Genomic DNA, 12,786 nt, shown 5'->3' with positions numbered 1-12,786 from the left:
CGTCAGGACTGCTCGTCGCCGGCAGACCGTCGGCTTCGTGCGATCAGCCAGAAGGCCGAGCCTGCGATCACCACGGTGACCACGACGCCGATGATGCCCGCGATCCCGCCGGTGCCGTCCTGTCCGCCGATGGAGTAGTCGGCCAGCGGTGACGTGGACAGGGCGTGCTCGGACGCGTGTTGAGCGATGCAGTCACCGGTGAGCCGTTCACCGTCGACAGTTTCAGTCACCTCACAGCCCTGCAGCGTCGCGGAGTCCAACCCGTCTGGGCTGGAACTCGCGAAGTACGAGACAACCCCCGCGATCAGCAGGGTGGCGGCCGCAAATGCAAGCCAGAACGACCATCGCTTCATGCCGGCACCGCCGTCCGGGCGCTGCGCATCAGATAGACGAGGTCGGGGCGCGAGCGTGCCACGGCCATCACCGTGACAGCAGTGATCAGTCCTTCCCCGACGCCGATCAGCACGTGCGTGCCGAACATGTAGGCGGTCACTGTGCCGAGCGAGGTCGCGCCGGCGCCCCCGATGGCGTATTCGACGACAAATGCCATTGCCGCGCAGACCGTTCCGATCACTGCGGCGATGAACGCGATGACGCCGAGCGCGGGGACCGGCAGATCGGCTTTGCGCCGCCGCGCGATCGCGTACAGCGCGACGGCTGTCCCGTACCCCATGGCGACGCCGACGACGGCCATGTTGGTGATGTTGGTGCCCAACGCGGTGATCCCGCCGTCGGCGAACAGCAGCGACTGCACGATCAAGACGATCGCGATGCACAGCGCACCGGTGTAGGGGCCGACCAGGATCGCGGCCAGTGCGCCGCCGAGCAGGTGCCCGCTGACGCCGGGCAGGATCGGGAAATTGACCATCTGCACGGCGAAGATGAACGCCGCGACGAGACCGGCCAGCGGCACCGTGCGTTCGTCGAGTTCGGTGCGTGCTTTCGCCGCGCACAATCCGATGGCGGCCACGGCGATGAACCCGAAGATCACCGATGTCGGCGCGTTGACGATGCCGTCGCTCATGTGCATGGCGACCGTATTCACAACCACCAGGTGAGCCTAGAACCCACACCGAACACCTGTCTAGCTGAACAGATGTTCATGTGTGGGTGTCAACCGTCCTAACGCTTGGTCGCGGTGGTCAACAGATATTCGGCCTCCCAGACGGCGCGCTGATCGTCACCCCGGTTCCAGCTGGTGAGGAACTCGAGGAAGTCGCGATCGAGGGCCTCGATCCGGTCGGGGGCGTCCGCATTGAACTTGTATGCGGCGATCGTCGGCCCGTAGTTGCTCTTCCAGTACTCCCGGAAATGCGTGGGCTCGGTGCAGTGGTCGAGCATCACGGTCTGCCGCCACATGGTCAGATCGCTGACACGATCTCCGAACAACTCGCGGACGTGGTCCTCCGAACCCCACAACGGGGCGGGGCTGGCTCCCGGCGGAGGCGGCGGGGCATACGGCTTCATCGTCTTGAACAGGTTGCCGATGAACCCTTCGGGCGTCCAGCTCAGCAAGGCGATCGTGCCGCCACGACGGGTGACCCGGACCAATTCGTCGGCGGCCGCCTGGTGGTGCGGCGCGAACATCACACCGACACACGAGATGACGGCGTCGAAGCTGTTGTCGGCGAACGGAAGAGCCTCCGCATCCGCTTCCACCCATTCCAGCTCGACCCCCCGGCGCGTGGCAATGGCACGTCCGGCGTCGAACAGCTCCGGCGTCAGATCGCTCGCCGTGACGATCGCGCCCGCCTCGGCGGCGGGAATGGCGGCGTTACCCGAGCCCGCGGCCACGTCCAGGACGTGGTCACCCTGCTTCACGCCGCTCGCGCGGACGAGTTCGACACCCAGCGCGGGAATGAGTTCCGCGGCGACGGCCGCGTAATCTCCCGACGCCCACAGCGCCCGGTGCTTGGCCTTGAGCTGACGGTCCAATTCGTGTTCTTCGATGGTGGTCATAATTCCTTCTCCTTGAATGGTTTGTGCCCGAACCGACGGAAACATCGTGTGCTGAACCAGGCGGGAGGTTTGAGACCCGCCTGGCCCGACGGTGTCTACAGGCACTTCCTGTTGTAATTCGCGTGAGCGCGGGCAGCGTCTCTGAGATGGCCGTCCCGAGCCGCCTGGTCGCCTTGAAGGTCTGCTTGGTGAGCCATATGAATGCTGCTGTCGACCGCCTGGGCGATGGCCCGACAGTTGGGGCTCTCAATAGGCCTGGCAGCGGCAGGACCCGCGTTGAGTCCGAGGACTGCCGGTGTTGCGATGGTCGCCGACAGGAGCCCGGCGGTGATCGCTCGTTTGAGCGTTGTGCGTTTTCCCATGATTTTTCCTCTGCTTGTGCCCGCCGGCTCGTGCCGCGAACTGTTGACGGCACAACCATCGCGAAGGTGGGTTCGGCAGACGTTGAAGGATCGTGAAATGCCCAGCTCAGGGGCAGAAAAGCTACGGTGCCGGCGGCTGGGGCACATGCGCGACGCGGCGAACAAGACTCATGCGGGCCCGCGCGACGGCCTCGGCGGGGTTGAGCGGCTCCTGCGGCGGCTCACCGATCACCTGATCCGGGGCCAGTGGCGACAACCTGCCGACGGCGACCAGCGCGTGGTGCAGGGCGAGCGCATCGTCGTGGTCACCCATCCGGGACAGAAAGCGCGCGACGTAGCGCACGTTGAGCCACTGCTGACTCCAGTCGCCCACCCGGTCCCAGTGGTCGAGCACCTCGATGAGAGCCTGCGCCGCGCTCGCCGGATCGCCGTGCACCGCGCGGGTAGCCGCCGCCTCCATCAACGCGATCCCGTGCCACCAGAAGTTCTGCACCGACGCGGCGAGTTCGGCGGCGCTGTCGAACAATTCCAGCGCCCGGTCCGGATCGGATTTCTTGAGCACCAGACCAAGGGCGTAACGCCCCATGGACCGCGCCGTCGGATTCGCGGTTTCCTCTGCCACTCGCAGAGATTCCTCCGCGGCATCGATGCCGTCATGCGGGTTGCGCATCGCGGCATGGCAGATCGACACGTAGAACAGCGTCCACACCAATCGAATCGGATCGTCACCGCGGCGGGCGCGCGTCACCTCACTGTCGTAGTGCGCCAAGGCCGTAGCCGCATCGCCCTGGTAGAGAGCGACGTCGGCCAGCACGTCACCCGGATAAGCGACGCGTCCGTTACCTCGCCCCGGTACTCGTCCGTGCGCAAGCGAGGCCAGCGACAACGCTGCGGTGAAGTCACCGCGGTTCCACGCGCCCCGCGCGGCGAAACCGACGGCTGCGACATACAGAGGGTGGTTGCTGTCGGCCAACTCGACGAGACGTTGGGCCCAGCCGGATGACTCGTAACCTATTCGCAGATGGACGAATTCGGGCAGTGACGTGACCAGCCGTAGCGCGGTGTCGAGGTCGGATGCCGCCATCAAATGCTCGAACGCGGTGCGCAGATTATCGTAGTCGGGCAGCATCCGCTCGACCCACATCTGCTCGTCGCGCCCTTGGGTGCCCGCAGCGGCACGCTCGGCCAGCACCGTGAAGTAGACCGAATGACGCTTCGCGTGTTGCGCATCAAGGTTGCTGTCCCGCAAGCGGTCCCGACCGTATGCACGCAGGGTCTCCAGGATGCCGTACCGCGAAGTTCGCGTGCCTCCGCGTGCGGTGACCATTGACTTGTCGATGAGTCCCGTCAGCAGTTCGAGAGTGTCGTCCTCGTCGGCTCCCTCGTCACTGCAGACGCCGTGGGCGGCTTCGATGTCGAAACCGCCCGCAAAGACCGACAGCCGCGCGAACAGGGTCCGCTCGGGCTCTGAGAGAAGGTGATAGGACCAATCGATGGTCGCCGAAAGGCTCTGCTGGCGTGGATGGGTGCCGCGCGCCCCGCCGGCCAGCAGTCGTAGACGGTCCAGCCGGCGGGCCACCTCGAGGCTGCTCATCGCGCGCATCCGGGCCGCGGCCAATTCGATTGCCAAGGGCAGGCCATCGAGCCGTCTGCAGATCTCGGCCACCGCCCCGACCGGTTCGCGTTCGAGGTCGAAATCAGACCGCGTCGCCTTCGCCCGATCGGCGAACAGTTCCGTCGCGTCGTCGACGGGTAGTGGCTCGACAGCAATGATGCGCTCCCCGGCAAGACCGAGCGCTTCCCTGCTGGTGGCCAGCACCGTGATCCCGGCGCACTCGCCCGTTATCCGGTCGAGCAGCAGCGCCGCATCTTCCAGGACGTGTTCGCAGTTATCGATGACCAGCAGCATGTTGTGTGCGCGGAGGTACTCGACGACCGTGTCGTCGATACCGAGCCCCTGCTGCTGCTGTAGGCGCAGCGCCGCCGCGACCGCATGTGTCACGGCCGATCCGTCCTCGATCGGCGCCAGTTCGCAGATCGACACACCGTCGGCGAAACGTGCCTGTTCTCGCTCGGCCGCTTCCAGCGCCAATCGCGTCTTCCCCACTCCGCCGACGCCGGTCAGTGTCACCAGCGGACTGTCGGCCAGCGCCGCGCAGACGTCCGAGATATCGCGTCCCCGACCGACGAAGCTGGTGGTGCGTCGCGGAAGTCCCGCCCATGGGCGCGTGGCGACGCGCACCGGTAGTGCCGGCTCACCATCGAGGATTTGCTGGTGTACCGATTGCAGCAACGGGCTGGGATCGACACCGAGTTCGTCAACGAGCCTTTCGCGCGTGTTCCGATACGTCTCAAGGGCTTCGCCTTGTATGCCGCTGCGGTATTGCGCGAGCATCAGCTGCCCGGCCAACCGCTCGTCAAGCGGATGAGTCAGCGCGGCCGCCGTCAGCTCGCCGAGCAGTTGGGTATGACGACCGGCACGCAGCGCAGCGTCGTTGCGGTCGAGCATCGCCGAAAACCGCTCCAGCAGAATCGAGTCCCGGACATCGTTCATCCACGGGGTGTCCAGTGCGGTGAAAGGCTCACCGCGCCAGAGTTTCAGTGCGGCGTCGAATGCGGTGGCCGATGCGGCGGGGTCCGCCAGTGCACGGGCTGCTTCAACCGACCGCCTGAAGCGATACAGGTCAACGGTCAACGGGTCGGCCTGAAGGGCGTAGCCACCGGGACTCCGCACGATCGCCACATCGTCGGCGCCCCCGAGCGACTGGCGCAAGCGCGATATATAGGCGGCCAGTGCGTTACGGGACCTGGACGGCGTCTCGCTCGCCCACACCCGGTCGATGAGCTGATCCGCGGTGACAGCGTGGTTGACGTCGACGAGGAGCGCGACCAGAACACAGCGCTGGCGGGCGTGGCCCACGTCGAGCTTCTGCCCGTCGAGTCGGACCTCGACGTCGCCGAGCAGCCGGAACTCCACCGTCACGGGGTACAGCTTTCCGCAGACCGCCGCGGCTAGGGGCGAATCCGCTCGTTGGACGGGTCGTACAGCGGCCGAAGCGACACCGAGATCGGGTACAGCCGACCGCCGACGTTGACCTGATAGTCCCCGAAGTTCACCCAATTCGCGTCGACCACGCCGTCATCGGGCCGCCGTACGTAAGCCAGCCCGACGCAGGCGCCGATGGTCTCCCCCCATGCCGCCGACGTGACTTGACCCGCCACGACGCCGTCGCGCCGGATCAGCTCGCCGCCCCACAGCATCGCTTCGGAGTCGTCGACCTGGAATCCGACGAGCCGCTTGCGCGGCCCCTCGGCCTTGGCTTTCTCGACGGCCGCCCGTCCGAGGAACGGGATATCGGACTTGAGCTTGCATGCGAACAACAGACCCGCCTCAACCGGCGTTTCGCTGGGGGTCAGCTCGCGGCCGAAGGCGCGATAGCCCTTCTCCAATCGCAGCGATTCGATCGCGTAATAGCCGCCGCGCCCAACACCGAACGGTGCTCCCTCCGACATCAGATCTTCGTAGACACCGACCGCGAACTCGGCGGGAACATAGAGCTCCCAACCCAATTCGCCGACGTAGGTGATGCGCGTGGCCCGTACCGTCGCGTATCCGAGCGCGATCTCCTGGCTGGTGCCGAACGGAAAAACCTCGTCGGAGAGATCAGCCGAGGTGAGGCTCGCAACCAGATCGCGCGAGTTGGGTCCCATGACGCCGAATACCGCATACGCCGATGTCACGTCGACCAGCGATGCATTGGCACCACGCAGGTTCGACCGGATGTGGTCCTTGTCGCGTTCGGTGGTGGCCGCACTGCTGACGATCAGGAACTCCTCTGTGCCGGTCCTGGTGACCGTCACGTCCGATTCGTAGGTACCCCGTTCGTTGAGCATGCCGGTGTACACCGATCGGCCAACCGGCACCGCGACGTCTGCGGTGCACAGCCACTGCAATGCCGTCTCGGCGTCCTTCCCGGCCAGGATGTATTTCGAGAACGAGGTCTGGTCGAACACCGTGACGTTGGTCCTGGTGTTGGACTGCTCCGCGGCGGACCACGGCAACCAATTCGGCTTGCCCCAGGTGTATTCGATCGTCGGCGCTACACCGGGGGGCGCGAAGAAGTTGGCTCGCTCCCACCCCATCCGGCTGCCGAAGTTGGCGTTCGCGGCGTCGATCAGGTGGTGCACCGGTGATCTCCGGAACGGCCGGGCGGTCGTCATCTCTCTGTTGGGCCAGGGCACCTCGTAATGCAATCCGAGCACTTCGGCGACGCGGTCGTGCAGCCACCTGCTGTTGCCGTTGAACGGTGCGAATCGGCGGATGTCGACGCCCGTCAGGTCGCCGGTCGGTGCGCCGTTGGCGATCCACTCTGCGAGCGCACGGCCGGCTCCACCGGCGGTGGCGATACCGACGGAGTTGAATCCCGCACCGACGAAGAAGTTTTCGAGCTCGGGCGCTGCTCCGAGGATGAACTGATTATCGGGCGTGAAGCTCTCCGGCCCGTTGTAGAACTTCTTGATACCCGTCACCTCGAGCGCGGGGATGCGCAGCAGCGCACTGTTCATCAGGATCTCGAAGTGCTCCCAGTCCTCGTCCAGAAGCTGGAACTCGAACGGGTACGGGATCTGATCCGGTGACACCCACGGCTTCGCCTCGGGTTCGAAACCCCCGATGACCAGTCCGCCGACCTCCTCCTTGAAGTAGGTGTAGCCGTCGGGATCGCGCAGGATCGGTAGGTCGGGGTGCACACCGTCGATGCGTTCGGAGACGACGTAGAAATGCTCGGCCGAGTGCAGCGGAACGTTGACCCCTGCCATCGCACCGATCTGCTTCGCCCACTGCCCCGCACAGTTGACGACGATCTCGGCCTCGACGTCGCCGGCGTCCGTGCGCACGCCGGACACCCGGCCCGCAGTGGTGAGCACGTCGAGCACCCTGGTCTTTTCGCAGATTCGGGCACCACGCATCCGTGCCCCCTTGGCCAGCGCGAACGTCAGGTCGGTCGGGTTGGCCTTGCCGTCGCCCGGCAACCAGATCGCGCCGACGAGGTCGTCGACGCGCATCACCGGATAGTGCTCGAGTGCCTGTTCGGGGCTGAGCAGTTCGCATTCCATGTTGAATGCCTCGGCGCTGGCGGCCGTGCGGCGCAACTGGGTCATCCGGTCCTCGGTGCGCGCGACCGTGACTCCCCCGCACCGCTTGTAGCCCGCCGACAGACCCGTCTCGTTTTCCAGCTCCGCGTACAGCTGTGTCGAGTACTGCACCAGACGCGTCGCGCTCTCCGAGGCGCGCAACTGCCCTACCAGTCCCGCGGCGTGCCACGTCGTTCCGCTCGACAGCTGCCCCTGTTCGAGCAGCACGACATCGGTGAGGCCCAGTTTCGTCAGATGGTAGGCCACACTGGTGCCGATGACGCCGCCGCCGATGATGACGACCTGGGCACGGCCGGGCAGCTCAGTCGCCATCAGTCGGCAGCCTGCGCATCGTCGAGCAGCCGAGCCAGGTTCGGTCCCTTGAACTCGGCCACCGCACCCTCATAACGTTCCATCGCCCATCCCCAGAAGTCGAAATCGATTGCACTCGAACCGTTCTGTATGCAGCCCCACAACGTCCAGCCGTATTTTCCGACGATGCCCTGCAAGTGCGCTCGCGCGACCTTATTGCGCAGCCGCTGCCCGTAGTACGCCGTGACGAACTCGTCGAGTTGGTCGGTGGACAATCCGCACTCGGCCCAGGTGTTTCCCAGCTCGAAGCACGGATCGTTGTTGCCTGAGTATTCGTAGTCGATCAGCCAGATCCGGTCGCCGTCCTCGATGAAGTTGCCGGCGAGCAGATCATTGTTGCACGGCACCGTCTGTTCATCGGTGACCGCCAGGACCCTGGCGATGTCGTTGAAGGTGTCCGCATGGTCGAGGTAATCGTCGGGTATACGGAATCCCTTGTCCAGCACGGTTTTCAGATATGCCGGCTGGAGTTCGAACATGTCGAATCGACCGCGGAATCGCGGTCCGGAGTGCAGGGTACGCACCGCCGCGGCCGCCTTCGCGATCACCCCCGGCCGTTGAAAGTCGTCGTTGGACAGTGTTTTTCCCTCGAGATAACCGAGCAGCAGGATGCCGAGGTCGGGGCGGTAGTCAATGACCGGCGCGCCGACGCCTGCCTGTTCGGCGGCGCGGGTGTTGTAGCACTCGCGGTCCCGGTCGATTCCCAGCAAGCCCGACGACGCGTCGGTGCAGCGTGCCACGTAGACCGCGTCGGGCGTCGTGATCTTGACGTTGCGGTTGGTCAGTCCGCCCGGAAGCTCATCGAGTCGGCGCGGCCGCCCGGCCAACGCCGGAAGCTGGTCGAACATCTCGTTGAGTTGTTCATCGGTGAGTGTCAGCGGCATGCGCCGTCCTTCAGCCGTGCCGCGCGCCGATCCAGTGCAACAGGTCGTGCACGATCTCGTCCTCGAGGCGGTAGCTCACCGCACGACCGACCCGGGTGGAGCTCACCCAGCCCTGCTGGCGCAATACCCGCAGCGCCTGCGACACGGCGTTCTCGGACCGTCCGAGCACCGAGGCAAGGTCGCCGACGTTGATGCCGGGTGCGCGGTGCAGGACGAGCAGGATCTCCAGCCGATGCGGGTCGGAGAGCAGGTCGAACCGCTGCGCCCAGCCGCCGGTGTCGACGTCGGCGAGCGCCGACGATGCCCGTCGCACCACCGCATCGACGCCCGCGTGGCCACCTGCTTCCGCCATCTGTCAAATCTAACCCCCTTGGCACCCCGAATGACCGCGATGACGTTCGTGTTTGCGCCGGCATCGCATCAGTCCAGGAATCCGTGCAGCAGGGTGGCCGAGCCTTCGACGTGGGCGAGCATGGCCGACGCCGCACCCTCACTGTCGCCGGCCAGGATCGCCATCACGATCGCCTCGTGTTGCTCGTCGGAGTGGGCGATGTTGCGCGGCAACAACGGGATCTGGTCCAGCAAGACGTTGAGGCGCATCCTGTTCTCGGCCACCAAAGGCACCAACGACGGCGATCCGGCCGCCTCGGCGATGGCGAGATGCAGCCTCGAATCCAGTCGGCGGTAGTCGCCGGGCGCGGCGCCGCGAACATCACGCAGACGCGCCCACAGCTCCTCGCGTTCGGGTGCCGTCAGGGTCCGGTTGGCGGCCAGCCGCGCGGCTCCGACCTCGAGGATCTCCCGCAGCCGCAACGCGTCGTCGATCTGGGCGCGTGTTACCGCGTCGGTGTCCTGGGTGTGCCTCGGCAACTCGTCGGCGAGGAAGGTGCCGCCGTACCGGCCTCGCCGCGACACCAGATATCCGGCGTCGGCCAGCGACTTGATGGCCTCCCGCACGGTGTCGCGGCTGACGCCCAGCCGCGATGCCAGCTCGCGCTCCGGCGGCAGCGATTCGCCGGGGGCGAGCACGCCGAGCCGGATGGTCTGCAGGAGCCTTCCGACCGTGTCCTCGAACGCGTTCCCGGGCCGAACCGGGCGCAGCAGAGCTTCGCTCGCCAGCGGGATGTCCGGATCGGCAGTCATGATTCGCACCGACTTCTAGAGGGGGGTCACGTACGCCGAGCTGATGCCGCCGTCGACCAGGAAGGTCGACCCCGTGATGAACGAGGAGTCGTCGCTGGCCAGGAATGCGACGGCCGCGGCCAGCTCCTCCGGCTCGGCGAACCGGCCGACGGGAATGTGGACCAGCCGGCGCGCCGCGCGTTCGGGATCCTTCGCGAACAGTTCCTGCAGCAGCGGCGTGTTCACCGGTCCGGGGCACAGCGCGTTCACGCGAATCCCTTGACGCGCGAACTGCACTCCCAGTTCACGGGACATCGCAAGGACGCCGCCCTTGGATGCGGTGTAGGAGATCTGCGATGTCGCCGACCCCATCACTGCGACGAACGACGCGGTGTTGATGATCGAACCTTTCTGCTGCGGAACCATGTGGCGCAGTGCGGCTTTGGAACAGAAGAACACCGACTTCAGGTTGATGTCCTGCACCCGTTGCCATGCGTCGATGCCCGTGGTCTCGATGAGGTCGTCTTCGGGCGGGCTGATACCTGCGTTGTTGAAGGCGATGTCGACAGAACCGTGCGTCTCGGCGGCAGTATCGAACAGGGCATCCACCGCGGCCTGATCTGAGACATCCACCTGGACGAAGGTTCCGTTGAGGTCGTCCGCAACGGACTTCCCGGTCGTCGGATCGATGTCACCGATGACGATGGTGGCGCCTTCGGCGCGCATCCGCTTGGCGCTCGCCAGCCCGATCCCGCTGGCGCCGCCGGTGATCACGGCGACCTTGCCCGCCAGTCGCTGGGTCAGATCCATCACGCATCTCCGATCGCGTAGAAGACGTTCTTGGTTTCAGTGAATGACAGCGGCGCATCGGGGCCGAGTTCACGGCCAAGACCTGATTGCTTGAACCCACCGAAGGGCGTGTTGTACCGCACCGACGAGTGTGAATTGACGGACAGGTTGCCAGACTCCACCGCACGCGAGACCCGGATGGCCCGCGACAGGTTGTCCGTCCAGATCGACCCCGAAAGGCCGTAGGGGGTGTCGTTGGCGAGCTCAATGGCGTCGGCCTCGTCCTCGAACGGCAGCACCGCGACGACCGGCCCGAAGATCTCTTCGCGCACCGTGCGGTCGGAGCGCTCCGGGATCAGCACGGTCGGGGGGAACCAGTAGCCGGGCCCCGACGGCGCGTCGCCGCGGAACGCGACCGGTGCGTCGTCGGGCACGTAGGAAGCCACGGACTCCCAATGCGACTTCGACACCAGCGGGCCCATCTCGGTGCCCTTGGCAGCCGGATCACCGACTGCGATGCCCTTGACCGCGGGTTCAAGCAGCTCCATGAACCGGTCGTAGACGTTGCGCTGCACCAGGATCCGGCTGCGTGCACAGCAGTCCTGCCCGGCGTTGTCGAAAACCCCGTAGGGCGCGGTGGCCGCGGCCTTGTCCAGATCGCAATCGTCGAACACGATGTTCGCGCTCTTGCCGCCCAGCTCGAGGGTGACCCTCTTGACCTGAGCCGCGGCGCCCGCCATCACGCGGGTGCCGACCTCGGTGGAACCGGTGAAGACGATCTTGCGTACATCGGGATGGGTGACGAACCGCTCACCGACCACCGACCCCTTTCCGGGCAACACCTGGAACAGGTCGGGAGGCAGGCCGGCCTCGACGGCGAGTTCGCCTATCCGGATCGTGGTCAGCGGTGTCCATTCAGCGGGTTTGACCAGTACCGCGTTCCCGGCGGCCAAGGCCGGTGCGAATCCCCACACCGCGATGGGCATCGGGAAATTCCACGGCGTGATCACCCCGATGACGCCCAGCGGCTCGTTGAAGGTGATGTCCAGGCCGCCGGCCACTGGAATCTGTTTGCCCGACAACCGTTCCGGTGTCGCGGAGTAGAACTGCAGCACGTCGCGGACGTGGCCCGCCTCCCACGTCGCATTGCCGATCGGATGCCCGGAGTTGGCGACCTCCAGCGCGGCCAGCTCGTCGACGTGCGCGTCGATCGCGGCGGCGAACGACCGCAAGGCGGCGGCCCGGTCGCCGGGTGCCAGACGCGCCCAATCGCGTTGCGCGGCCTTGGCGCGTGCCACTGCGTCGTCGACACCCGCGAGGCTGGTCTGCTCGACGGTGCGCAGCAGTTCCTCGGTCGCGGGGTTGATCAGCTCACTCGCCGTCACGCGGTCACCTTTTCTCTCGAATACGTTGCGGCTGCCTCGACCAATGCGGCGAACAAGCGCAGATCGTCCAGCCGTTCCTCGGGATGCCACTGCACCGCCAAAAGGAAGTGGTCACCGGAGATCTCGACGGCCTCGATGACGCCGTCGTCGTCCTGGGCGCTGACGATCAGACCTTCACCGAGGCGGTCGAGGGCCTGATGGTGGTAGCACTGCGCGTCCGACGACTCCCCGATCAGCGCCGCCAGCCGGGTACCGGGCACGGTGCGCACCGACGACGTCGAGAACACCGCGTTGCCCTGCTGGTGGCGGGTGTGGCCGAGTACTTCAGGCAGATGCTGGTGCAGGGTGCCGCCGAGTGCGACGTTGACCACCTGGGCGCCGCGGCAGATTCCGAGGACGGGCAGGCCGCGCCGAATAGCGCCCCTGAGGAGCTCGAATTCCCATCCGTCACGCCGACGGTTGTCTTCGTTGGCCTCATCGGTGGCAGGGTGCGGATCCTGACCGTAGGCGTCAGGGTCGACGTCGCGCCCGCCGGTGATGATCAGCCCATCGAGTCCGTCGAGCACGCGGTCGACGATCTCGTCGTCCACGTGCTGCGGCGGCAGCAGTACCGAGATTCCGCCCGCCAGCCCGACTCCCTCGAAATAGATGGCGGGCAGGAAGCTGGCGCGCACGTCCCACACCCCCGTTTGCGCCTGCTGCAGATACGTGGTCAGCCCGACGACCGGGCGGGATGTGCGCGCTCTCTCTCCCGTCGCTTCGCTCGCCCCGGTTCCGCCT

The 12,786-nt window shown here is 66.2% G+C and carries 11 protein-coding genes; all 11 read right to left on the bottom strand.

Going from position 1 to position 12,786, the window contains the following annotated elements:
* Positions 1–2: 2 nt before the first annotated feature.
* The 11 genes from BST47_RS20730 to BST47_RS20680 all read right to left on the bottom strand — a co-directional run bounded on the left by BST47_RS20730 (position 3) and on the right by BST47_RS20680 (position 12,722).
* Positions 3–353 (bottom strand): PDGLE domain-containing protein, encoded by a 351-nt coding sequence (locus tag BST47_RS20730; RefSeq protein WP_083127525.1) that lies wholly within the window; start codon positions 351–353, stop codon positions 3–5.
* The gene (locus BST47_RS20725) at positions 350–1,030 is read right to left on the bottom strand and encodes an energy-coupling factor ABC transporter permease (protein ID WP_083127628.1); all 681 of its coding nucleotides are present in this window, start codon (positions 1,028–1,030) and stop codon (positions 350–352) included. Before BST47_RS20725 ends, BST47_RS20730 begins: the two co-directional genes overlap by 4 nt.
* Before the next feature lie 92 nt (positions 1,031–1,122).
* Positions 1,123–1,959: a class I SAM-dependent methyltransferase gene (locus tag BST47_RS20720; protein WP_083127524.1), complete on the bottom strand. Its 837-nt coding sequence runs from the start codon at positions 1,957–1,959 to the stop codon at positions 1,123–1,125.
* Positions 1,960–2,442: 483 nt separating this feature from the next.
* Entirely contained in the window at positions 2,443–5,304 is a 2,862-nt protein-coding gene (locus BST47_RS20715; RefSeq protein ID WP_083127523.1) for an AfsR/SARP family transcriptional regulator, read from the bottom strand.
* 29 nt (positions 5,305–5,333) lie between these two features.
* A complete protein-coding gene (locus BST47_RS20710; protein ID WP_083127522.1) occupies positions 5,334–7,787 on the bottom strand; it encodes a GcvT family protein in 2,454 nt (817 codons plus the stop codon).
* The gene (locus BST47_RS20705; protein ID WP_083127521.1) at positions 7,787–8,710 is read right to left on the bottom strand and encodes a phosphotransferase; all 924 of its coding nucleotides are present in this window, start codon (positions 8,708–8,710) and stop codon (positions 7,787–7,789) included. The genes BST47_RS20710 and BST47_RS20705 overlap by 1 nt, the downstream gene beginning before the upstream one ends.
* Before the next feature lie 10 nt (positions 8,711–8,720).
* Positions 8,721–9,062 (bottom strand): ArsR/SmtB family transcription factor, encoded by a 342-nt coding sequence (locus BST47_RS20700; protein WP_083127520.1) that lies wholly within the window; start codon positions 9,060–9,062, stop codon positions 8,721–8,723.
* A 68-nt stretch (positions 9,063–9,130) separates the two neighbouring features.
* Positions 9,131–9,853, bottom strand: a complete 723-nt coding sequence (locus BST47_RS20695; protein ID WP_083127627.1) for a FadR/GntR family transcriptional regulator — start codon at positions 9,851–9,853, stop codon at positions 9,131–9,133.
* Between the two features lie 15 nt (positions 9,854–9,868).
* Positions 9,869–10,645 carry a 3-oxoacyl-ACP reductase gene (locus tag BST47_RS20690; RefSeq protein ID WP_174262006.1) on the bottom strand — a complete coding sequence of 259 codons (777 nt, stop codon included), beginning with the start codon at positions 10,643–10,645 and terminating at the stop codon, positions 9,869–9,871.
* Positions 10,642–12,006, bottom strand: a complete 1,365-nt coding sequence (locus BST47_RS20685; protein ID WP_083127518.1) for an aldehyde dehydrogenase family protein — start codon at positions 12,004–12,006, stop codon at positions 10,642–10,644. Before BST47_RS20685 ends, BST47_RS20690 begins: the two co-directional genes overlap by 4 nt.
* Positions 12,003–12,722, bottom strand: a complete 720-nt coding sequence (locus BST47_RS20680; protein ID WP_234809801.1) for a gamma-glutamyl-gamma-aminobutyrate hydrolase family protein — start codon at positions 12,720–12,722, stop codon at positions 12,003–12,005. Before BST47_RS20680 ends, BST47_RS20685 begins: the two co-directional genes overlap by 4 nt.
* Positions 12,723–12,786: the final 64 nt, after the last annotated feature.

The sequence above is a fragment of the Mycolicibacterium tusciae genome, assembly GCF_002086795.1.
GTDB lineage: Bacteria > Actinomycetota > Actinomycetes > Mycobacteriales > Mycobacteriaceae > Mycobacterium > Mycobacterium tusciae.
Note: the sequence above shows the minus strand (reverse complement) of the source record. Positions and strands in the feature narration are given on the sequence as shown.